Below are 21897 nucleotides of genomic sequence, written 5' to 3'. Positions count from 1 at the left end.
CAATCACGCCGTTATTAAAAGTAACTTAGAGATAACTACTTGGTTTTCCGAGACGTCGGAAACCGCTATACCGGAAAATCAATTGGAGAAATCACCATGGCAGTGAATGTAAATACAAACGTATCAGCGATGACAGCGCAACGTTACCTAAACAATGCAAACAGCGCACAACAAACATCAATGGAGCGTCTAGCTTCAGGTTCTAAAATCAACAGCGCAAAAGATGACGCTGCAGGCCTACAAATCTCGAACCGTTTGAACGTTCAGAGTCGTGGTCTTGATGTTGCTGTACGTAACGCGAACGACGGTATCTCTATTGCACAAACTGCTGAAGGTGCAATGAACGAGACAACGAACATCCTGCAACGTATGCGTGATTTGTCTCTACAGTCTTCAAACGGCTCAAACTCAAAATCTGAGCGTGTAGCGATTCAAGAAGAAGTAACCGCACTGAACGACGAACTAAACCGTATCGCGGAAACGACGTCTTTTGGTGGCAACAAGCTACTTAACGGTACTCACGGTACTAAATCATTCCAAATCGGTGCGGACAACGGTGAAGCGGTAATGCTTCAACTGAAAGACATGCGCTCTGATAACGCTCAGATGGGTGGTAAGAGCTACCAAACTGAGAACGCGAAAGACAAAGACTGGAACGTTCAAGCGGGTTCTAACGACCTGAAATTGTCGTTCACTGACAACTTTGGTCAAGCACAAGAAATCGACATCAGCGCAAAAGCGGGTGACGACATCGAAGAGCTAGCGACTTACATCAACGGTCAACAAGATTCTGTTAAAGCGTCTGTTACTGAAGACGGCAAGCTACAAATGTTCACAGGCAACAATAAAGTGAGCGGTGATGTGTCTTTCTCTGGCGGTCTTGCGGGTGAACTAGGTATTCAAGCAGCTAAAGACGTAACGGTTGATACTATCGACGTAACATCTGTTGGCGGCGCACAAGAGTCTGTAGCAGTAATCGATGCGGCACTTAAGTACGTAGACAGCCACCGTGCTGAGCTAGGTGCTTTCCAAAACCGTTTCGACCACGCTATCAGCAACTTAGACAACATTAACGAGAACGTTAACGCATCTAAGAGCCGTATTAAAGATACCGATTTCGCGAAAGAAACGACTCAGATGACCAAGTCTCAGATCCTTTCTCAAGCTTCAAGCTCGATTCTTGCTCAAGCGAAGCAAGCACCGAACTCGGCACTTAGCCTACTAGGTTAATCGATTGAAAAGCCACGTTGACTAAAAGTTTTGACGTAAGGCTTCCACAAATTAGCTCGTGGTGAGAGATGAGCGCTAAACAGACCCAGCTTCGGCTGGGTTTTTTATTGCCTGTAATTTGGCAAAGTAGAGAGTTTAGGACAGTGGTAAAAGCCAAAAGCGAGATTCCCTATCACGTTCGTACCTCACTGTAGGGAATGACGGGAATAGGGCGATGATGATCTTATTGCTTTGTAGAATGAGTACGGTTGGTTTGAGTAAGTAACAGCTCAGTTAGAATAAAGGCTTTTATCGTCATTCCAGAACCGAGTAGAACGAGGTATCAGGAATCTCGCTTTTAAAAAGAGGTTGGTATTCCAGGTTGATTTTTTGTATTCGTGAAGTTTTTATAAGTTAGTTGAGCGCTATTCGTCATTCCAGAATCGAGTGGAACGCGATATCAGGAATCTGTTTTGAACGAGAAGTTTAATGATGAGGGATTTGAAATTCTATTGTCCCTGAGAGTGAGAGGTCTTGCCTGAGCTCGTAGCTTTCTAGGTTGGGAACAAACAGGGGATAAGTAACGTTGCAACCATTCGTCATCCCAGAATCGAGTAGAACGAGATACCAGGGATCTATGTTTGCTGAGATTCACACAGTGCAATCAATATGCATGGTTAGCGTCTGGAATGGATTCTAACACCACTCAATTAGAAGCTAGCTTGGTAGTTGATAACAAACGTCCGCTATTGTTTACGTTCGTAGAGAGGACTTTGATAGGGCGAGTAGTGGGGTTGTAGTAGCTCACGGAAGAGTCGCTGACAAAGGGTAAATCGTGAATAAAACAAATACAGCAGGCACAAAAAACGCCACCCTTAGGTAGCGTTTTAATTAAAGCCGATAAGTAATCGAGATTACTTAGTTACTTTAAGAACTGGAGTTTCGCCAACAGTTACAGAACCAGAAAGCTTGTTCAGCTCTTTGATTTCGTCCATGTTAGAGATAACAACTGGAGTAAGCGTAGATTTTGCTTTCTCTTCTAGAAGCGCTAGGTCGAAAGTGATGATAGTGTCACCAGCTTTAACAGATTGACCTTCTTCAGCTACACGAGTGAAGCCTTCGCCTTTAAGTTCAACAGTATCGATACCGAAGTGAACGAAAAGCTCAACACCGTCGTCAGACTCGATAGAGAATGCGTGGTTAGTTTCGAAGATCTTACCGATAGTACCGTTAACTGGAGCTACCATTTTGTCGCCAGCTGGTTTGATCGCGATGCCGTCACCAACGATTTTTTCAGCGAAAACTACATCTGGCACATCTTCGATGTTTACGATTTCACCAGAAAGAGGTGCGATGATTTCGATTGCACCAGCATCAGCGCTGTCATCAGATACAAGCTTTTTCAGTTTGTCAAACAGACCCATTGTGTCATGCTCCTAACGTTTAGTTTTATTCTGTAGAATATACTATACCAATCTAACAAATTAGACGACTATTTTTAGCCGTCTAACGTTATTAAGCAATTGGCGATTACTGAGTTTTCTCAGCGATGAACTTTTCTACGCAAGCTTCAATTTCAGCAGCTGTTGGTAGGGATAGTGCTTCGTCAGCCATAGCTTTAACTTCAGCGAAGTTAGAGTTACGGATTACTTTCTTAACTTTAGGGATAGAGATACCGCTCATAGAGAACTCATCTAGACCCATACCAAGTAGAAGTAGCGTTGCACGCTCATCACCAGCAAGCTCACCACACATACCAGTCCACTTACCTTCAGCGTGTGATGCGTCGATCACTTGCTTGATTACTGTAAGAACAGCAGGAGATAGTGGGTTGTATAGGTGAGAAATCATTTCGTTACCACGGTCTACCGCAAGAGTGTATTGCGTTAGGTCGTTAGTACCGATAGAGAAGAAAGATACTTCTTTTGCTAGGTGGTGTGCGATTGCAGCAGCTGCTGGAGTCTCAACCATTACGCCGATTTCGATTTCTTCATCGAAAGCTAGGCCTTCAGCGCGAAGTTCAACTTTGTACTCTTCGATTGCTTTTTTCAGTTCACGGATCTCTTCAACAGAAATGATCATTGGGAACATGATACGTAGTTTACCGTGTGCAGATGCACGTAGGATGCCACGTAGTTGGTCACGTAGGATTTCACGACGATCCAAGCTGATACGTACTGCACGCCAGCCTAGGAAAGGGTTCATCTCTTGTGGAAGGTCCATGTATGGTAGGTCTTTGTCGCCACCGATATCCATAGTACGGATAATCACTGACTCGCCTTCCATTGCTTCTGCTACTTCTTTGTAAGCAACGTATTGCTCTTCTTCAGTAGGAAGCGCGTCACGGTCCATAAATAGGAATTCAGTACGGTACAGACCAACGCCTTCACCGCCGTTACGCAGGATACCGTCACAGTCTTTTACTGTACCGATGTTGCCGCAAACTTCTACACGGTGGCCGTCTAGAGTTTCAGCATGCAAATCTTTTAGTTTTGCTAGTTCAGCCGCTTCTGCTTCGAAATCTGCTTTGATTTTCTTAGCTTCTGCTAATTCAGCTTCAGAAGGGTTGATGATGATCTTGTTGTTCATCGCGTCTAGCACAAGCATGTCGCCGTTCTTAACTTGCTTAGTGATATCGTTAGTACCAACGATAGCTGGAAGCTCAAGAGAACGTGCCATGATTGAAGTATGAGATGTACGACCGCCGATGTCACAAGCGAAACCAAGAACGTAGTCTAGGTTGATTTGTGCAGTTTCAGATGGTGTTAGGTCGTAAGCAACTAGGATAACTTCTTCATTGATGTCTGCTAGAGAAACAATGTTGATGCCTAGTGCATTTTTAACGAAACGAGTACCGATATCACGGATATCAGTTGCACGTTCTTTTAGGTACTCGTCATCAAGAGACTCTAGTGCAACAGCTTGCTCTTCGATCACAGTGTGGATCGCGTTGTCTGCGTGCATCTTGTCTTTCTTGATGAGTGCTAAAATCTCTTCTTCTAGCTCTTCATCTTCAAGCAGCATGATGTGGCCTTCAAAGATTGCTTCTTTTTCTTCGCCAAAAGTTTCAAGTGCTTTTTGCTTAACAACTTCAAGTTGTTGAGAAGATTTGTTACGAGCGTCAAAGAAACGCTGTACTTCTGCTTCAACTTGGTCGTCAGAGATAGATTGAGTGTTTAGGACAATTTCATCTTCTTGAAGTAGTAGTGCTTTACCAAAAGCAATACCAGGAGATGCTAGGATGCCTGAAATCATAGCCTTACCTTAGTTGTTCAACTGTAAACGGGAGAGTGTGTGACTTTAAGTCGTCGACTAATGTCGCGCTTATTCCTATCTATTTCGAACAAAGCCACTTTGCTATGCAAAATGGCTTTGAAAGAAGGAGACCGTATTAGTGTAGTTGATCCATAAGAGCAACTAGGTGGTCTACTGCTTGCTGAGCTTGAGGACCTTCAGCTGAAATAGTAACGTTAGTACCTTTTACTAGGCCTAAAGTTTGTAGTTTGAACAGGCTTTTCGCGCTAGCGCTTTTGCCGTTAGAAGTCACTGTGATGTCAGCGTCGAAAGATTTTGCTTCTTTAACGAACTGTGCAGCTGGACGAGTGTGAAGACCGTTTTCTGCTGTGATTTCTACTTGCTTCTCGTACATTTTATATACCCCAATTAATTTATTTTTTGTAAGTTTGTAACCAGATTAGCTTAACTGCTTTAGCCCAAATGCGCTAGAGGCTAGTACGCCATGTTCGTGTTAGAACTTAGACTGGTTATAAATTTTTATCCAGCCATGGTCGTCTTTTGTTGAGTACTCATGACTTTCAGAATTTGTTTATTGCTTCTTTTATTTTGAAGCGAAAAATAAAACAGACCCGATATTACCAAAGGTGGGGCAGGGATCAACAAAAAAGCCCCTAAACGGGGCTTTTTTGGACGAAAAATTGATTTGACCACATATTATTGTTGGTTCTCTTTTTCCGTAAAGATGCCAGCAAATAGGGCTGTACTTAGGTAACGTTCACCAGAGCTTGGTAGTACCGTTACAATGGTTTTTCCTGCAAATTCAGGGAGTTCTGCGATTCTGTTTGCGGCTACTACAGCTGCGCCAGATGAGATGCCAGCAAGAATACCTTCTTCTTTCATTAGGCGTTGAGCCATCTCAATCGCTTCTTCAGAAGTTACCGATTCTACACGGTCAATAATCTCTAAATCTAGGTTTCCAGGGATGAAACCTGCACCGATACCTTGAATTTTGTGCGGAGCTGGCTTGATTTCTTCACCTGCAAGCGCTTGTGCAATAACTGGAGACTCTGCCGGCTCAACCGCTACTGAAGTAATCGCTTTGCCTTTTTCGCCTTTAATGTAACGACTTGTACCAGTGATAGTACCGCCCGTACCAACACCCGCTACAAACACGTCGATTTCGCCGTCTGTTGCTTCCCAAATTTCTGGACCAGTTGTCTGCTCGTGAATCTGTGGGTTAGCAGGGTTGTTGAACTGTTGAAGTAGTAGGTACTTGTCTGGGTCTGAAGCAACAATCTCTTCTGCTTTAGCAATCGCGCCGTTCATGCCTTTTGGTGCTTCAGTCAGTACTAGGTTTGCGCCAAGTGCTTTAAGCAGCTTACGACGTTCTAGGCTCATTGACTCAGGCATAGTTAGCGTTAGCTTGTAACCGCGCGCCGCAGCGACGAATGCAAGAGCAACACCAGTGTTACCACTAGTAGGTTCTACAAGCTCGATACCTGGCTTCAGCGTACCTGCTTTTTCTGCTTCCCAGATCATGTTTGAACCGATACGACACTTAACACTGAAGCTTGGGTTACGAGCTTCGATCTTAGCTAGAACGTTACCTTTGCTTACTTTGTTAAGGCGGACTAGAGGTGTGTTACCAATCGTTAGGGTGTTGTCTTCGTAGATCTTGCTCATGCGATATTCCTTCATTTAATGACAGAACTAAACGTAGTATATCAATCACTTTACCGTCTAGTGTCTTTCGATGTTTGTTCAGCTTGAATTTAGATTAAACAAGTTGAAAAAAAGGTAAAAGGATTAAAAAGTTATATCATATAGATATGTAGCAGAATTGACGCCTATCTTTATTGAAATCAGAACTTCAAAAAGATAGGCGACACTAGGAAGTATGGCAGGGTTAGAGAAGAGAACTATAGACGTGAGCGCAGGGCTTGGTCTTTAAACTCAGCAACCCACATTGCAGTTGCGCCACAAACGGCAACGGGCATCACAATCAGGTTTAAAATTGGAATAGTAGTGAAAACAGAAACAAGCGCACCGAAGCTGTAGCTCTTACCTTGTTTTTGTTTCAAATTGTTTCTCATGTCATCGAACTTGATTTTATGGTTATCGAACGGGTAGTCAGCGTATTGAATCGCTAACATCCATGCTGTGAAGATGAACCATAAAAACGGTGCAACGGTTTGCCCTAGGGCTGGAATTAACAAAAGTAGGAATAAACCGATCGCTTTTGGCAGAACGTAGACAAGCTTGCGCCATTCTCTCGCTAATATACGTGGGGTATCTTTGAGAACATCAAGTAAACCATCGTCATTGACTTTTTTACCGCTCAGCAACTCTTCCACTTTTTCTGCGAGTAAACCGTTGAACGGTGCGGCAATGAAGTTAGCGAGCGTACTAAAGAAATACGAGAACGTGGCCAAGACGGTTAAGACAAGTAACGGCCATAAAATGTATGACAACCAAGACAAGAAGCTTGGCAATGCACCAATCCAACCTTCAATCCAAGTGTTTAGATTGGAGAAGATATAAAACAAGGCACCACCAACAAGCAATACGTTAGCGATCAAAGGAAGTAGTACAAACTTACGAATGCTCGGTGATAAAGCGATTTTTATTCCGAAAATAAAATAGCCAAAGCCTGAGCGTGGAACAGATTCAATAGTCATATTTAAATTAGGTCACATGTGAATTTGATTAAATAGCAAACATGTCTAGTGTACTCGACCGAAATTAAGAAAAAAAGCGTGGCGAAAATCACACCATGTAAGGAACTAATTGTATTAAGTTGTTCTAAAACAGTGGCTACTTTTGATAGAGTAGTGAGATTGGCCAAATTAACCCAACTTAGTGACAGCGTCTTTATCGCTAGTTGACTAAGAAAGCTGAGAGCGAAAAATGCAGGAATTGCGATTTGTACTCATTATTGTTGGCGCACTAGCTATCGCCGCATTATTGTTCCACGGTCTGTGGACGAGTAAAAAAGAAGGGAAAGCAAAGTTTGGTGATAAGCCGCTTGGTAAGCTTGATAACGATAGCTTAGATGAAGCAGAAACTATCCCAAATCGTTCATTCGCCCCAGAAGATGATTTTGAGATAATCCGAAAAGAACGTAAAGAACCGGATTTTGCTGTTTCGCCATCTGCGACTGATCCTCTGATCGATTCAGATCCACTTACAGCGCCACAAATGAAAGAAGCTCACGAAGACGACATCGAATTGAATGATCTTCCTTCTTTCAGTGTTGAAGACCCAATCAAGGTTGAAAGTGAGCCGGAAGAGCTTGAAGAAGAGAAGGTTATTGAACCTGAAGTTCCAAGCTTTGAGTTGACCGACGAACAAAAAGAAAACCATGCAGGCTTTAAAGAGCAGTACGGTTCGTTTGAAGAAACTTCTGAGACGGTTGATGAGCAACTTGTTCCAAACGAAACGTTCACTCAAAGTGAACCTGTTGTTGCGAAAGAAGTCGTTACTCCACAAAGCGCACCTGTTGAAGAAGCGAAGCCAGATGAAGAACTTGGTTTAGAAGTTATCGTTCTTAATGTTCATTGTGCTGGAGAAATCCCATTCGTGGGGACTGAGCTGTTCCGCAGCATGGAAAATAACGGTCTAACTTATGGTGAGATGTCTATCTACCACTGCTTTGCGCAGTCGAGTGACGAACCAAAAGTTATTTTCAGCGTAGCAAACATGATGCAGCCAGGCACTCTAGAACATGACGACCCTGCTGATTTCACGACGAAAGGTATTTCGTTCTTTATGACGTTGCCTTGTTACGGTCAAGCTGATCAAAACTTCAATGTAATGTTGAGTGCGGCGCAGAAAATTGCTGATGATATGGGCGGAAACGTATTGGATGAGTCACGTAATTTAATGACACCAAACCGTTTGTCTGACTACCGCAAGCAAATCAGAGATTTTATGACGGCATCGAATGCCTAGCCGTATTGTTTAGCCTTATAAATAATCTATATTTATAGAAAAGGGCTCCTAAGGGAGCCCTTTTTGATATTTCAATCACGACAGAGAATGATATGAAAGAATCGATTCAAGTTACCTTAGAGCAGTTAAGAGAAACTCTGCATTATCACGCCGTTCGTTATTACGTAGAAGATAGCCCTGAGATCCCTGATGTCGAGTACGATCGATTAATGCAGCAATTGCTAAAGATCGAAGAAGAGAACCCAGAGCTCGTGACGGTCGATTCACCAAGCCAACGTGTTGGCGGTCAGCCTTTGGATGGCTTCACGCAAGTGACTCACGAAATCCCAATGCTTTCTCTAGATAATGCATTCTCTGACGAAGACTTGGATGCGTTTAATAAGCGTATGTCGGATAGAGCACCAACCGCGAACCTTAAAACTTTCTGTTGTGAGCCTAAGCTTGATGGCCTTGCTGTAAGCTTGCTCTATGTGAATGGCACTTTAGTTCAAGCTGCGACTCGTGGTGATGGTGCGACTGGCGAAAACATTACAGAAAACGTACGTACGATCAGTTCGATTCCACTTAAGCTGCAAGGCGAAGGTTGGCCTGAGCGTATCGAAGTTCGTGGTGAAGTATTCATGCCAAAAGCAGGCTTCGACAAATTAAATGAGATGGCGTTGAAGAAAGGCGAAAAAGTCTTTGTTAACCCACGTAATGCCGCAGCAGGTAGTTTGCGTCAACTTGATTCTCGTATTACAGCGAAACGTCCGCTGGCTTTCTATGCCTACAGTGTTGGTGTTGTAGAGGGCGCTGAGCTTTCTAATAGCCACTATCAACGTTTCTTACAGCTGAAAAGTTGGGGTTTACCTATGTGCCCTGAGACTAAGCAGCTTAGCTCACTTGAGGACGTAAAGGCTTATTATCAAGATATCATGACCCGTCGCGATGCTCTGGCTTATGAGATTGATGGTGTGGTTATCAAAGTCGATGATATTGCCGCACAAGAAGTGCTTGGCTTTGTTGCTAGAGCTCCTCGCTGGGCGATTGCTTACAAATTCCCAGCGCAAGAAGAGATAACTTTGCTTAACGATGTTGAGTTCCAGGTAGGCCGTACGGGCGCTATTACGCCTGTTGCTAAACTGGAACCTATCTTTGTTGGTGGTGTGACGGTGAGTAATGCCACACTCCACAACGCTGACGAGATTGCTCGTCTAGGTGTGAAGGTAGGCGATAGCGTTATTATTCGTCGAGCTGGTGACGTGATTCCACAGATCGTCGCGGTTGTACAAGATCGTCGTCCTGAGACAGCGAAAGACATAGTTTTCCCTGATGCTTGCCCTGTATGTAGTTCTGCCGTTGAGCGTGTTGAAGGCGAAGCGGTAGCGCGTTGTACTGGCGGTCTCGTGTGTCAGGCGCAGCGTAAAGAAGCACTTAAACACTTTGTTTCTAGAAAGGCGCTAGACGTTGATGGACTGGGCGTGAAAGTAATTGAGCAACTTGTGGACCGTGAAATGGTAGAAACACCGGCTGACTTGTTTAAGCTCAGCGCTGGCGTGATTACTGTTCTTGACCGAATGGGACCTAAATCGGCACAAAACGTCGTGAGCGCGCTGAATAAAGCTAAAGACACGACATTAGCGCGTTTCCTCTATTCACTCGGTATTCGTGAAGTCGGTGAAGCGACAGCGATGAACCTAGCGCAACACTTTAAGACGTTGGAACTGGTTCAGGCAGCCACTCATGAACAATTAGTTGAAGTGTCAGATATTGGCGACATCGTTGCTAGCCATATCACCAGCTTCTTCTCACAAGGGAAAAATAGAGCTGTTGTCGATCAGTTGATAGAGCTAGGTGTGAATTGGCCAATCATCGAAGAAGCTGCCGATGATCAAGAGCTACCATTAGAAGGAAAAGTCGTTGTCTTAACAGGTTCATTGTCGCAATTAGGTCGAAGTGAAGCGAAAGCTGCGTTACAAGCATTAGGTGCGAAAGTGACGGGTAGCGTATCGAAGAAAACTGATATCTTATTTGCTGGTGAAGCTGCGGGTTCTAAACTAACTAAAGCACAAGATTTAGGAATCGAAATAAGAACCGAAGAAGATCTAATAGCCCTTATATCGTAAGTAAATTCAGATAAAAAAAGCTCAAAGGCACTCCTTTCAAGGGAGTGCCTTTTTTGTTTTTGCTATAAATTAGCAAGCTTTTTGTTTGTTGAGAATTTTGTTCCTATACGAAGTCTCAAATCAGGACAGTGATGGTGCTCAACATTAATGAAATGCTGTTCTAGTTGTGCTTAAAATGCGAGTCATATCTATTTTTATAAAAGGTGTTTTCATTTAACTTGTTGTTTTTATTTGTAATTGCTGTTTTTAGTTGTGAGCTTTTCATTTTGTCGATCTGGATCACTAAGTACCTACTAAATTTGCACCAACTCATATTTTTTTAGATGAAAATTAAGTTCTCATTGATCTTTTTGAGGGCGAAGTTAGTCTTAATGCCATGGATGCACGATGTGTATACCCAGAAAGGAAATAGAGAATTCAGCGTTAAGGGTTCTCAAACAAGAAAAGGTATTTCTCTCTACGGCGGCCAACTTTAGGCGGGAAATATTCAAACAGCTATATCCATTTTTAGGAGTTTTATTCCATGGAAAACAAAATTTTCAAACGTACTCTACTAGGTGCATCCGTTGCACTTTTATCGACAGGCGTAATGGCGAAAGAAGTTGGTATCAACTCTGACTTTAACGTTGACGTATACGGTGTTGCAGCTATCTCAATGGTTAACTACAACACGACTGATAACAACAACAACAGCAAGGGCTTTGTCGTAGAGAATGAATCTCGTATCGGTTTCCGTGCTCATAAAGATATGTTTGATGATGTATTAATCACAATGCAGATCGAATCTGGTTACGTAGATAGCACAGACTGGTCTCACGGTGGTGTTTCAGGTGGTGTGCTAGGTTTCCGTGATACTTTCATCGGTGCTTCTGGCTCTTGGGGTAACCTACGTGTCGGTCGTGTTCTGACACCACTATACGAAATCGTCGACTGGCCATTCTCTAACCCTGGTCTAGGTTCTGTATTCGATTGGGGCGGCATCAACGGCCACTACGATCGTCAATCTAACCAAGTTCGTTACGATTCAGCTAAATTTGGTGGATTCTCTTTTGCTGCTTCTGTTGGTCGTGATGACGATAACAATGGTGGTGGTAACGCTACACGTGATGCAAGCTTTGCTGGCGCAAGTGCTAAATATAGCTTTGAAAAAGTAACTTTGATGGGTGCGGTTGAATCTGGTACACGTGTAACTCCAGCTGTTGATGCTGGTTTTGAGTTTAACCCAGAGACGGGTGTTGCAGACCCTGTAGCTGCTGCTGCAGAAATTAAAGACGATACATTTGCATACATCGTTGGTTTTGAAGCTAGCCTACCTGCAGGTTTTGGCTTCGCAGCAGCTTATAAAGGCGAAGAGCTGGATAACAGCATCCGCAAAGTAACTCAAGATTCTTACTCTATCATTGGTCAGTACTGGAATGGTCCAATCGGTTTCAAACTAGGCTACGCAGCTAACCTTGAGTCTGAAACAAACGGTAAGAAAGACGCTAACTCAGACAGCAACACTATCTCTGGTCAGCTAATGGCTGTTCATAACGGTTTCGTACCTTACCTACGTGTAGCGGGTCGTACTGTTGGTGACGCTGATACAGATATCGTAACTCGCGTTGGTCTTGAATACGGTTTCTAAGCTAGAATCTTTAGCTTAAACAGTTAGATAAAAATCAAAACGCTGGTAAATTTTGTTTGCCAGCGTTTTTCCATAGTGAACGTAAGGAATTAGTCATAATGAATAAAGTTAGTGTAGTCGTATTATCATTATTTTTGGGAGCTTGTAGTTCACTCGATTCACAAAGTAATTTTGCAGACTCAGTTGCTGATGTGCAGCCCAAAGGTGGTTACATTAAAGTAACAGGTCAATCTTACGTAGCAGAAAATAGAGCAAATGTAGGCGCAGACATTCTCAAGTCGTCGCTTTACTTTACATACAATAAAGAAGTAACACCGAATACTGCCCCAGAATCTTCAATTACTATGGACGTGAGTTACTTCCAAAGTTACAAAGAGTACGAAACGGTTAGTTTTTTTGGTAAAACGATAGAACTAGAAGACAGACAAGTACCAAGAGAAAGCTGCAGCGAACACTGCACAAAGACTCAGTATATTAAATTTCCACTGAGCGAAACTGATATCCAGCAAGCAAGAGAAAAGAACTTAGAATTTACACTTGATGGACAAAACTCAGTAATGAGTACAACTTTCATTGTGCCGAAAGCGTATATCGACACAATTTATAATGGCGCAAATAATCATACAGCTATCGCTGTTGCTCCAGTAACGGTACCTGTTGCGGCTGTAGTTGCTGAAGAACCAAAAGCGTCTCAAGCTCAAGAGATGGTTAACTATTGGTACGGTGAAGCAACAAAAGAAGAGCAAGCTGCAGTAACAGATTGGGCATTCAAGAACCGTAAGAACGCTAACCCAGCATCACTAGAAGGCTCAAAAGAGATCGAAATGGTTTCATACTGGTTTAATAAGCTAGACAGTGAAGAAAAATCTCAAACTATGATTTGGTTGTTAGAGCAAGAGTAAACCTTTAACGTTACGCCCTAACTATGTTTTTCAACCGCAGTATTGTATAACAGCAGTACTGCGGTTTTTCATTTTAGGCTTACAGGTAAGATTGTGAATATTGGTGAAGTAGCAAAGCGTGTTGGTACAACAGCGAAATCCATTCGTTTTTACGAAAGTAAAGGCATGATGAGTCCTCCACATCGTTCAGAAAACGGCTATAGGCAATACGGCGAGATTCACATCGAACAGTTAGAGTTTGTACTAAGAGCTAAAATGGTTGGGTTTACCCTTGATGAGTGTAAATCACTGGTTGAGTTGGCAATGAATCCCAATAGAGAAAGCTACGAGGTAAAAAAGAAGGCAACGCAGAAGTTAAACGAAATAGAGTTGAAGCTTGCTGAATTAAATAAGATGAAAGCCCAACTGCAATCTTGGGTTCATGACTGCCCTGGTGATGCTTCCACGGAATGTCCTATCTTAAACAATCTATCTGGCCGCAGTTAGGTTGTGTCAGTTATACATAATCGTCAGGCCGCAATTACATTACTAGCCTGACTTTAGTCTCCTATCACAGCACTTTTCCGCCGTAATGTTTACAAATCAGTAATGGCACGTGAGTGACTGCATTACCATCTGAACATTTTACAATTGGCCCCATGTTTCCGTTACCAGGAGACTGACTGCTCGCGAGAGCACTTCCGAATGATAAGCTGAAAATAGCCGTTAGAATTATTAAAAAATGTCTCATACAAACTCCATTAGGTTTATCTCTGATTGAGATAAATGAAAGTATGGACAAGGAAAAGAAAATTTCAAAAATTGGACGGACTTAACATTTTTAATAATTATAATTAAGCGAGAGTCAGGCTAATTATTCATATATATCTTGGGTAAGAAATCTGGCTTTCTTATACCTTTTTAGCTTAATCAAACTTTTTAGCTTTACGAAATAAGAACTTATTTTTTTTTCAATTCAATCTATCGCAATGATAATTCGAATATTATTAAGGTTCAAAAATAGAAAAAGCCTGCATTTATTGAAAATGCAGGCTCTATATAGCATTTGATTATAAAGGTTCTATTATTAGAACTATTCCGTCTAAAGCGACAATCTTAATTTCGGTGCCAGATGGAATATCTTGACTCGCCTTTGCAGACCAAGAAGAGTCACCGAACTTGATTCGACAGCTACCTTTCTTTACGTCTTCACTTAGAATAACGGTTTGACCTACCAGTTGCTTTTCTCTTTGGTTTAACTCTCGCCCTGCATCCGATTGCTTGTCATTTGAGAGTTGTCTTCTCCACCACAACCAAGTCGTGATAAGTGAAAAGCTTGCAAAGGATAGCCATTGCATCTGCCAACCAATTGGTAGAGCACCTAAAAGTGCACCGATTAACATGGCAGATATGCCTATCCATAAAAAGTAACCAGCGGTTCCAACCAGTTCAAGTGCAAGCAGTGCTAGACCAAATGCTAGCCAGTGCCAGTGGTTTACTTGTTCTAGTAATTCGACCATAAGTTAGTCCTTACTACCTTTGTCATTCTTATGCGCAAACATCTCTGCAATGCCCGCGACAGAACCCATTAGGCCTGTGGCTTCAAGTGGTAACATGATGATCTTACCGTTTTCTGCTTGACCAATTGATTTAAGTGCGTCGGTGTAGCCTTGTGCAATAAAGTAGTTTACGGCTTGCATGTCACCTTGAGCAATCGCCGTCGATACCATTTCTGTTGCTTTCGCTTCTGCTTCTGCAGCGCGTTCACGAGCTTCGGCTTGAAGTATCGCGGCTTGTTTTTCACCTTCCGCTTTCAGGATCTCAGACTGCTTGTGACCTTCCGCTTTTAGGATCTCAGCTTGTCTTACGCCTTCCGCTTCTAGTATGTCAGCACGTTTGTTTCGTTCTGCCTTCATCTGAGCATTCATCGCAGCGGTAAGATCGGCGGGCGGTTGTACGTCTTTAATCTCGATACGCGTAACTTTTACGCCCCAAGGGTTAGTTGCTTCATCGACGATGTTCAGCAGTTTGGTATTGATCATGTCACGCTGGCTGAGCATTTCATCCAGTTCCATAGAACCCAGAACTGTACGGATATTGGTGAGGGTTAAGTTACGGATCGCGTGCTCAAGATCGTTCACTTCATAGGCCGCTTTAGGGGCATCGATAACCTGAACAAAACACACCGCATCAATAACGACGTTCGCGTTGTCTTTAGAGATGACCTCTTGAGCTGGGATGTCGAGAACACGCTCCATCATGCTGATGCGTTGTCCAACTTTATCAATAAACGGAATGATCAAGTTTAAGCCCGGTCTTAGGGTATGCGTGTAGCGACCGAAGCGTTCTACCGTCCAGTTATTGCCTTGCGGAACGGTTTTTACTCCGGCGAAAATAAATAACAGTGCGACGACGGTAAAGACGCCAATAGTAATCAATGTATCAATAGCCATACAAAATCCTTTGCAAGTTTAAGTTTTTGATAGTTCATTATTGATACTGGCTCATATTTAAAATCGGAGCAAATTTATAAACGAAAAACGGGCCATAAAATATTGATTTTATGGCCCATTTGGCATTCTTGTATTCGATAAACTAACTGATTGAATTGTTAGTTTTCGATGTGTTTTACAACGCTTAACTTAACTGGCGTTGACGATTGCTAGTAAAGCAGAGAGTACAACTGTCGACGGTATTTACTCGCAACCGGGTTACCTTGTCCAAGCGCACTCAAGATGTCCATGAATTCTTTCTTCATGTCACCATCGAGAGTATTAAGATCTTTTGCTAGGAAAGACCACAGTAGGTCCATTGCTTCTTCGCTACGGTTTACTTGGTGGTATTGCAGTGCTAATTCAGAGGCTGTTTTAGCATCGCTTGGGTTTTGCTGAAGAGCAGATTCTAGTGCTTGAATCTCAGGGCTGTCTGCTGCCTGTTTATGAAGTTCAAGCTTCGCAACTAGGCCTTTGTAGTAGTTATCTTGGTACTCAAGTGGGATGGTTGCTAGCTGAGCTTCAGCAAGGTCAAACTGTTGTGTTTCTAGCAAACACTCTGCTATCGCCAGTTTTACTTCACCTTTGTTTGTAAGCTCTGCTGGAAGTTGTTGCATTGCCGCTAGAGCTTGAGTGTGATCGCCTGCTTGCATTAACTCAAGAGCTTGGCGCAGTGCGAGTTCATCTTGACTAGGAAGGTGTTTGCTTAGCATCTCTACAATCGCGTCTAAGCTTTGAGGGCCACCAAGACCGTCGACAGGTTGACCGTTAACAAACAGTGCGATCGTAGGCAGTGCTTGAACACCAAATTGGCTAGCAATCGCTTGTTCTTGCTCGCAATTCAGTAGGGCTAACGTGAAAGCACCGTTGTATTGCTGAGTTAATGTTTGGAGTTCAGGAATGACTTGGGCGCTCTCTTGGCTCATTGGTGCCCAAAAATGGATGAGTACAGGGGTCTGCATCGAACCTTCTAATACTTGACGAAAGTTCTGCTCATTAAGTTCAACAATATGCGGAGATTGCATTTACGTTCCTTGAGGTTTGTTTTGTGGATACGTTGCAAATATGGGGTGAGAAGTCGGTAACTTCAAGATCTAACTCAGTTATCTCAGATAAAAAGCGCCAAAAATAAAAAAACGCCATGCTTCGATGTTGATTGAGTTGTTATCTCAACACGGAAGACACAGCGTTCTCATTGAGGTGGTCAGTGAGGTATTACTTAAGATATTCAAAACAGAATAAACAACGTAATAGCCAAACTCACACCTACCCAATTAAGGCGGTTTAAAGTCATGAAATATCCAGAAGTAGCTTCATCAATTGGGAATAATTGATGAGATAGGCTAAATCATGACATCTTATTGTTACGAATAAATTACATCGTTACATTAAAGTTTGCGACTGTGCATTCAAAGTTAGTAATTTATGCTGCTTTTCTCAAAATAGGGTCTAGCAAGCGGCTTGGTAGTAGCCTTTTTAACACAGCGAATACCTTAGTTGGTGTTGTCACTCGGTACCTTAACTTAGGTTTATCGGCAGTCAGCGCGTGAAAAACAGGTGCAATGCAGCTTTCAGCAGGCAGAACAAAAGCGTTGTTCGACGACTCTTTTTCAAGTCGGTCTTTTTGCTGTTGGTAAGCTTCTTGATGGACACTGCCTTCGATGCGTATCCACTTATTGAAGGCCTTTAGGGCGTTCGTTCTAAACTGGGTTTCGATAGGGCCGGGTTGAAGTAATGAAATGTGTATGCCACTGCCATGAAGTTCTAAACGCAGAGTGTCAGTCCAACCTTCTATCGCGAATTTTGAAGCGTTGTAAGCACCGCGATATTTCATAGCGGCGAAGCCTAACACTGAACTGTTTTGTACGATTCGTCCTTCGCCACGTTCACGCATGTGTGGGAGGATCTGGCAAACAAGATGGTGCCAGCCGAAGAAGTTGGTTTCGAATTGCTCTCTGAGTCCTTGAGTTGGTAAGTCTTCTAGCGCACCTGCTTGGCCGTAAGCGCCGTTGTTGAACAATCCATATAGCCCGTTAGGTGCGAGTTCAATAGCAAGCTTGGCACCATGTTCAATACTTTCTTGGTTGGAAAGATCGAGTTGAATGCAGGTGAGACCTTCATCTTGAAGGCGTTGAACATCTTGTGGGTCACGACAAGATGCAATGACATGAAAACCGCGCTTTTGCAGTGCATGAGCACATGTATAGCCAATACCCGTTGAGCAACCAGTGATAAGAATCGACTTGTTCACGCTTAATCCTTTATTAGAGTCTCTATGACTCTAGGGTAAAGAATTAGTCTTGATGTTGTAACAAGTTTTTTAGTGCAGGCTCGATTCTTGAGTAACTAAAGATGAATCCCATTTCGGTGAGCTTCTTTGGTTTGGAGCGGATGCTATCAAATAGCAAACAAGATGATTCTCCCATCAGAAGCGACATAGCCCATTTCGGTGTGAACAAGAAATGTGGTCGGCCCAATTGTTTGGCTAACGTACTGCTGAACAGTTTGTTAGTCACAGGGTGTGGCGCGCACATATTAAACTCGCCTTGAGCGTGAGGAATCGACAACAAGTGGTTAATGGCTCGCACCATATCTAGCATGTGAATCCATGGCATGTACTGTTTGCCAGAACCTAGAGGCCCACCGACGCCCAGTTTGTAGGGCATCAGCATTTTCTTTAGTGCACCGCCATTTTCTCCTAATACAATCCCCGTTCTGAGTAGTATCACTCGCGTGTTATCTGTTTCAGCTCGTTTAGCTATCTCTTCCCAGTGAGCACAAACTTTATGAGGGAAGCTCTCATCCTCCACTCGTAATGATTCATCAAACGGATGCTGTTGTTGATCGCCATAATAACCGACGGCTGAACCACTAATGAAAACCTCTGGTGGGTTGCTGCTGGCATGAATTAACTCGACCAACTTTTCTGTGATGTGCCAGCGGCTACTACAGATTCGCTCTTTTTGTTCTTCGCTCCAACGCTTGTCGGCTATCGGTTCGCCAGCAAGGTTAACCACCACATCGAAGTCGTTGAGGTCGCTTAGTTCATCAAGGGATTGAATGTAATGAAGGTTGTTCTGGTTCAGGTGATTTAGATTTTGCTTTGCTTTTTCAGGGTTCCGCGTCAGCAATGTCACATCGTCAGTGTTCCAACTTTTAACCAATTCAGAGCCAATAAATCCCGTACCACCAGTTAACAATATCTTCATACCAATCTCCTTATTAAACATAATTATAGACATGGCTTGTTTTTAATCGCCAATCAATACGAAAAAATCACTATAACGATCAGTTGGTTTCAATCGTGTGATACCCAAATTACGCCTTTTAAAATTAAAGAATGAATGAAATAAAATTCATTTGGCCAGGATGTGTACCGTTATCACACTTATGGATTTTACTCGGATATGTTACCAACTGCGTAATATTTATCACATAAGGAATGATAAGGATTTGCCATGATTATTAGTAACCAATAACCCGACACAATTTCAGCGATAAGGAGTGGCGATGGCGGCAGTACTTGCTTTGTTTCGAGCCATGCTAGGTAGCCTACGAGATCTGTTGCCGATTGTCGCAGTGATCGCCTTCTTCCAGCTCGCTGTGTTGCAAGAGCCACTTCCTCATCTGTTATCAATTCTAACTGGTTTAGTGCTGGTGGTCTTTGGACTGACTTTCTTCATATTCGGGCTCGAAATGGGGTTATTCCCAATTGGTGAGTCTATGGCCCAAGCCTTTGCTCGCAAAGGGAGTGTGTTCTGGTTACTGACATTTGCTTTTTGTTTGGGTTTTGGAACAACCATTGCAGAACCTGCGTTAACTGCGGTGGCGGCTGAAGCTGCGGAAGTGGCCGCCGAGGGAGGCGTTATCCCTAATACGTTAGATGAAATGGAAGAATATGCAGACGGCCTACGTTTCACCGTAGCATTGTCGGTGGGTATCGCCATCTTACTCGGAGTATTACGCATCTTAAAAGGGTGGCCAATTCAGTACATGATCATCGGTGGGTATATTGGTGTGGTGGTGCTTACCGCTTTCGCCCCTGAAAATATCATTGGCATAGCCTATGACTCTGGTGGAGTGACAACATCAACCATCACCGTTCCGTTGGTGACAGCATTAGGGGTGGGTTTAGCTTCAGCAATCAAGGGCCGTAATCCAATGATCGATGGCTTTGGGTTGATCGCCTTTGCGTCACTGTTGCCGATGATGTTTGTCATGGTCTATGGGATGGTGGTGACATGATCAGTGCTCAGCAGTTTATCGACACCTTTTTAGGTACCGTGATGGATGTGATTCCGATTGCGGTGATCATTTTTGGTTTTCAGCTGGCGGTGTTACGTAAGCCTGTGAACAATTTAGCCAAGGTGTTGATTGGTTTTTTCTACGTCATTCTTGGGTTGTCCCTTTTCTTGATGGGATTGGAACTCGCATTGTTTCCCTTAGGGGAGACCATGGCCATGCAGTTGACCGAACCCAGTTTTCTGACTGAGTTTAAAGTCAGCTCTGGTCTGACATTAGCTTGGTTTGATTATTATTGGGTTTACCTTTTTGCATTCTGTATTGGTTTTAGTACCACGATAGCCGAGCCATCTTTGATTGCGGTGGCTATTAAAGCGAATCAAGTATCCGGCGGCAGCATCAGTGTTAATGGGCTGAGAATCGCAGTGGCATTAGGAGTTGCTATCGGTATCTCGCTTGGAAGCTATCGGATCGTTGCTGGTGACCCGATCCATTACTACATCATTTTTGGCTATGTTGTCGTGGTTATCCAAACCTTTTACGCCCCCAAACTGATCATCCCATTGGCCTATGATTCTGGTGGGGTGACGACATCCACCGTGACCGTTCCCTTAGTGACGGCGCTTGGGCTAGGGCTCGCTTCAACTGTACCTGGACGAAACCCTGTGATTGATGGTTTTGGGTTGATTGCCTTTGCCAGCTTATTTCCGATTATTTCAGTGATGGGCTATGCCCAAATAACACAATGGTTAAACCGTTTACATACCTCTAAGGAGAGCAAAGATGCGCTTTAAACTTATCTTAGCGTTTGTAGAAGAGAGCAAGACAGACAGTGTACTCGATGCCGCGCGTGATGCGGGCGCAACTGGAGCAACGGTGATAAACAATGCCAGAGGGCAAGGTCTAAACCAAAAAACCACCTTCTTTGGCTTAACCTTGGAGGTGCAAAAAGATGTGTTGTTGTTTGTCGTCGAGGAGCATTTGGCTAGACATATTTTAGAAACCATCGGTGAAGTCGGAGAGTTCGACCAAGAGTCAGGGCAAGGCATTGCTGTTCAGATCGATGTTGAAGATGCGGTCGGGGTCGCGCATCAAGTCGAGACATTAACCAAAGTTGTGGAGGATGAGCTATGAATACGGGTGAGACAATTCGAGTAAGCGATGTAATGGCCAACACGTATGTGATTATTGACGGTCTAACGACGGTGTTAGAAGCGATTGAGATGGCAAAAAAACACAAAGTAAAAGCCATCATCGTCGATAAACGCCATGAGGATGATGAATACGGCATCGTGTTGATGAATGACATCGCCAAGAAAGTGTTAGCCAAGAACCGATCACCTAAGCGCACTAACGTTTATGAAATCATGACTAAACCGGCTTTGAGCGTGTCTGCCGATATGAATGTGAAGTATTGTGCGCGCTTGTTTGAGCGTTTTGGTATCAGTCGTGCCCCAGTAGTCAGTGACCATAAAATAGTCGGTATGGTTAGTTACAATAATATCGTGATCAACGGTATGGCGAGAGATGACGTGTAGCCGTTAGATACGTACAATAGGCTCATAAATTTTATGGAGAAGTACGTGTGAAATTATTTTTTGCTTCAGACCTACACGGTTCGCTGCCAGCAACAGAAAAAGTATTAGAGCTATACCAAGCATCTGGTGCGCAATATTTGGTTCTATTGGGTGATATTCTGAATCATGGTCCAAGAAACCCGATTCCAGAGGGATACAACCCGCCGGCGGTTGCAGAGAAGTTGAATGCGTTTTCTCAAGAGATCATCGCCGTTCGTGGTAACTGTGACAGCGAAGTAGATCAGATGCTGTTGTCTTTCCCAATGATGATGGATTACTCATGGGTGTTATTGGAATCGGGTCAGCGTATTTTCTTAACTCATGGTCACCTATATAACACAACGAAGCGACCAGCACTGAAAGCGGGCGATATTATTGCTCACGGTCATACTCATATCCCAGTTGCTGAATACCAAGATGAGATCTTCATTTTCAACCCTAGCTCAGTGACATTCCCTCGAGAAGGGCACGCAGCAAGCTATGGTCTATATGAAGACAACACCTTCAAAGTAATCAGCCTTGAAGGTGACCTGATTGTGAGCGGTCAGCTTTAAATAATAAAATCGGTCGCGTGGC

At 43.4% G+C, this 21897-nt stretch carries 21 protein-coding genes; 11 read left to right on the top strand and 10 right to left on the bottom strand.

Annotated features, from left to right (window positions below):
• The first annotated feature begins 96 nt into the window (after positions 1–96).
• A complete protein-coding gene (locus tag OCV12_RS12010; RefSeq protein ID WP_102300543.1) occupies positions 97–1230 on the top strand; it encodes a flagellin in 1134 nt (377 codons plus the stop codon).
• An 893-nt stretch (positions 1231–2123) separates the two neighbouring features.
• Here OCV12_RS12010 and crr read toward each other — a convergent pair.
• The 5 genes from crr to cysZ form a co-directional block, all read right to left on the bottom strand.
• Positions 2124–2633: a PTS glucose transporter subunit IIA gene (crr, locus tag OCV12_RS12005; protein ID WP_004737851.1), complete on the bottom strand. Its 510-nt coding sequence runs from the start codon at positions 2631–2633 to the stop codon at positions 2124–2126.
• Positions 2634–2739: 106 nt separating this feature from the next.
• Positions 2740–4464: a phosphoenolpyruvate-protein phosphotransferase PtsI gene (gene ptsI / locus OCV12_RS12000; protein ID WP_048660880.1), complete on the bottom strand. Its 1725-nt coding sequence runs from the start codon at positions 4462–4464 to the stop codon at positions 2740–2742.
• A gap of 136 nt (positions 4465–4600) precedes the next feature.
• Positions 4601–4858 carry an HPr family phosphocarrier protein gene (locus OCV12_RS11995; RefSeq protein WP_004734263.1) on the bottom strand — a complete coding sequence of 86 codons (258 nt, stop codon included), beginning with the start codon at positions 4856–4858 and terminating at the stop codon, positions 4601–4603.
• 302 nt (positions 4859–5160) lie between these two features.
• Positions 5161–6129: a cysteine synthase A gene (gene cysK / locus OCV12_RS11990; RefSeq protein ID WP_017061934.1), complete on the bottom strand. Its 969-nt coding sequence runs from the start codon at positions 6127–6129 to the stop codon at positions 5161–5163.
• Between the two features lie 236 nt (positions 6130–6365).
• Positions 6366–7124, bottom strand: a complete 759-nt coding sequence (cysZ, locus tag OCV12_RS11985; protein WP_132743161.1) for a sulfate transporter CysZ — start codon at positions 7122–7124, stop codon at positions 6366–6368.
• 229 nt (positions 7125–7353) lie between these two features.
• Between cysZ and zipA the strand changes: the two genes are divergently transcribed.
• From zipA to cueR, 5 genes are all read left to right on the top strand, one after another.
• Positions 7354–8397, top strand: coding sequence for a cell division protein ZipA (zipA, locus tag OCV12_RS11980; protein ID WP_176680267.1), 1044 nt, complete (start codon positions 7354–7356; stop codon positions 8395–8397).
• Between the two features lie 92 nt (positions 8398–8489).
• Positions 8490–10502: an NAD-dependent DNA ligase LigA gene (ligA, locus tag OCV12_RS11975; protein ID WP_176680266.1), complete on the top strand. Its 2013-nt coding sequence runs from the start codon at positions 8490–8492 to the stop codon at positions 10500–10502.
• A gap of 523 nt (positions 10503–11025) precedes the next feature.
• Positions 11026–12129: a porin gene (locus OCV12_RS11970; protein ID WP_176680265.1), complete on the top strand. Its 1104-nt coding sequence runs from the start codon at positions 11026–11028 to the stop codon at positions 12127–12129.
• Positions 12130–12227: 98 nt separating this feature from the next.
• The gene (locus OCV12_RS11965) at positions 12228–13031 is read left to right on the top strand and encodes a DUF2057 family protein (protein WP_176680264.1); all 804 of its coding nucleotides are present in this window, start codon (positions 12228–12230) and stop codon (positions 13029–13031) included.
• 93 nt (positions 13032–13124) lie between these two features.
• Positions 13125–13517, top strand: a complete 393-nt coding sequence (gene cueR, locus OCV12_RS11960; RefSeq protein WP_261884736.1) for a Cu(I)-responsive transcriptional regulator — start codon at positions 13125–13127, stop codon at positions 13515–13517.
• 563 nt (positions 13518–14080) lie between these two features.
• On the opposite strand, the gene OCV12_RS11955 is transcribed toward cueR, so the two are convergent.
• From OCV12_RS11955 to OCV12_RS11935, 5 genes are all read right to left on the bottom strand, one after another.
• Positions 14081–14530, bottom strand: a complete 450-nt coding sequence (locus OCV12_RS11955; RefSeq protein WP_261884735.1) for an NfeD family protein — start codon at positions 14528–14530, stop codon at positions 14081–14083.
• Between the two features lie 3 nt (positions 14531–14533).
• On the bottom strand, positions 14534–15463 hold the full coding sequence (locus tag OCV12_RS11950; protein ID WP_017629595.1) for an SPFH domain-containing protein: 930 nt from the start codon (positions 15461–15463) through the stop codon (positions 14534–14536).
• A 209-nt stretch (positions 15464–15672) separates the two neighbouring features.
• Positions 15673–16527, bottom strand: a complete 855-nt coding sequence (locus OCV12_RS11945) for a co-chaperone YbbN (protein ID WP_261884734.1) — start codon at positions 16525–16527, stop codon at positions 15673–15675.
• A gap of 398 nt (positions 16528–16925) precedes the next feature.
• On the bottom strand, positions 16926–17753 hold the full coding sequence (locus OCV12_RS11940) for an SDR family oxidoreductase (RefSeq protein ID WP_261884733.1): 828 nt from the start codon (positions 17751–17753) through the stop codon (positions 16926–16928).
• A gap of 43 nt (positions 17754–17796) precedes the next feature.
• Positions 17797–18711 carry a TIGR01777 family oxidoreductase gene (locus tag OCV12_RS11935; protein WP_261884732.1) on the bottom strand — a complete coding sequence of 305 codons (915 nt, stop codon included), beginning with the start codon at positions 18709–18711 and terminating at the stop codon, positions 17797–17799.
• Between the two features lie 301 nt (positions 18712–19012).
• On the opposite strand from OCV12_RS11935, the gene OCV12_RS11930 reads away from it, so the two are divergent.
• From OCV12_RS11930 to yfcE, 5 genes are read left to right on the top strand one after another with little or no spacing between them, the layout of a single operon-like run.
• Entirely contained in the window at positions 19013–19747 is a 735-nt protein-coding gene (locus tag OCV12_RS11930; RefSeq protein WP_146490387.1) for a DUF1538 domain-containing protein, read from the top strand.
• Positions 19744–20538, top strand: coding sequence for a DUF1538 domain-containing protein (locus OCV12_RS11925; RefSeq protein WP_239848753.1), 795 nt, complete (start codon positions 19744–19746; stop codon positions 20536–20538). The genes OCV12_RS11930 and OCV12_RS11925 overlap by 4 nt, the downstream gene beginning before the upstream one ends.
• A complete protein-coding gene (locus tag OCV12_RS11920; protein ID WP_146490385.1) occupies positions 20528–20878 on the top strand; it encodes a P-II family nitrogen regulator in 351 nt (116 codons plus the stop codon). The genes OCV12_RS11925 and OCV12_RS11920 overlap by 11 nt, the downstream gene beginning before the upstream one ends.
• Positions 20875–21282, top strand: a complete 408-nt coding sequence (locus tag OCV12_RS11915; RefSeq protein WP_017629601.1) for a CBS domain-containing protein — start codon at positions 20875–20877, stop codon at positions 21280–21282. The genes OCV12_RS11920 and OCV12_RS11915 overlap by 4 nt, the downstream gene beginning before the upstream one ends.
• 47 nt (positions 21283–21329) lie before the next feature.
• The gene (yfcE, locus tag OCV12_RS11910; protein ID WP_261884731.1) at positions 21330–21875 is read left to right on the top strand and encodes a phosphodiesterase; all 546 of its coding nucleotides are present in this window, start codon (positions 21330–21332) and stop codon (positions 21873–21875) included.
• Positions 21876–21897 lie beyond the last annotated feature (22 nt).

It is taken from the genome of Vibrio pomeroyi, from assembly GCF_024347595.1.
In the GTDB taxonomy this organism is placed as follows: domain Bacteria; phylum Pseudomonadota; class Gammaproteobacteria; order Enterobacterales; family Vibrionaceae; genus Vibrio; species Vibrio pomeroyi.
This window is presented reverse-complemented; position numbering and strand designations above follow the sequence as displayed.

Excerpts from the sequence above, each read along its gene's own strand:
- OCV12_RS12010 (WP_102300543.1), top strand. The coding sequence starts at position 97 with ATGGCAGTGAATGTAAATACAAACGTATCAGCGATGACAGCGCAACGT.
- crr (WP_004737851.1), bottom strand. The coding sequence starts at position 2,633 with ATGGGTCTGTTTGACAAACTGAAAAAGCTTGTATCTGATGACAGCGCT.
- ptsI (WP_048660880.1), bottom strand. The coding sequence starts at position 4,464 with ATGATTTCAGGCATCCTAGCATCTCCTGGTATTGCTTTTGGTAAAGCA.
- OCV12_RS11995 (WP_004734263.1), bottom strand. The coding sequence starts at position 4,858 with ATGTACGAGAAGCAAGTAGAAATCACAGCAGAAAACGGTCTTCACACT.
- cysK (WP_017061934.1), bottom strand. The coding sequence starts at position 6,129 with ATGAGCAAGATCTACGAAGACAACACCCTAACGATTGGTAACACACCT.
- cysZ (WP_132743161.1), bottom strand. The coding sequence starts at position 7,124 with ATGACTATTGAATCTGTTCCACGCTCAGGCTTTGGCTATTTTATTTTC.
- zipA (WP_176680267.1), top strand. The coding sequence starts at position 7,354 with ATGCAGGAATTGCGATTTGTACTCATTATTGTTGGCGCACTAGCTATC.
- ligA (WP_176680266.1), top strand. The coding sequence starts at position 8,490 with ATGAAAGAATCGATTCAAGTTACCTTAGAGCAGTTAAGAGAAACTCTG.
- OCV12_RS11970 (WP_176680265.1), top strand. The coding sequence starts at position 11,026 with ATGGAAAACAAAATTTTCAAACGTACTCTACTAGGTGCATCCGTTGCA.
- OCV12_RS11965 (WP_176680264.1), top strand. The coding sequence starts at position 12,228 with ATGAATAAAGTTAGTGTAGTCGTATTATCATTATTTTTGGGAGCTTGT.
- OCV12_RS11955 (WP_261884735.1), bottom strand. The coding sequence starts at position 14,530 with ATGGTCGAATTACTAGAACAAGTAAACCACTGGCACTGGCTAGCATTT.
- OCV12_RS11950 (WP_017629595.1), bottom strand. The coding sequence starts at position 15,463 with ATGGCTATTGATACATTGATTACTATTGGCGTCTTTACCGTCGTCGCA.
- OCV12_RS11945 (WP_261884734.1), bottom strand. The coding sequence starts at position 16,527 with ATGCAATCTCCGCATATTGTTGAACTTAATGAGCAGAACTTTCGTCAA.
- OCV12_RS11935 (WP_261884732.1), bottom strand. The coding sequence starts at position 18,711 with ATGAAGATATTGTTAACTGGTGGTACGGGATTTATTGGCTCTGAATTG.
- OCV12_RS11930 (WP_146490387.1), top strand. The coding sequence starts at position 19,013 with ATGGCGGCAGTACTTGCTTTGTTTCGAGCCATGCTAGGTAGCCTACGA.
- OCV12_RS11925 (WP_239848753.1), top strand. The coding sequence starts at position 19,744 with ATGATCAGTGCTCAGCAGTTTATCGACACCTTTTTAGGTACCGTGATG.
- OCV12_RS11920 (WP_146490385.1), top strand. The coding sequence starts at position 20,528 with ATGCGCTTTAAACTTATCTTAGCGTTTGTAGAAGAGAGCAAGACAGAC.
- OCV12_RS11915 (WP_017629601.1), top strand. The coding sequence starts at position 20,875 with ATGAATACGGGTGAGACAATTCGAGTAAGCGATGTAATGGCCAACACG.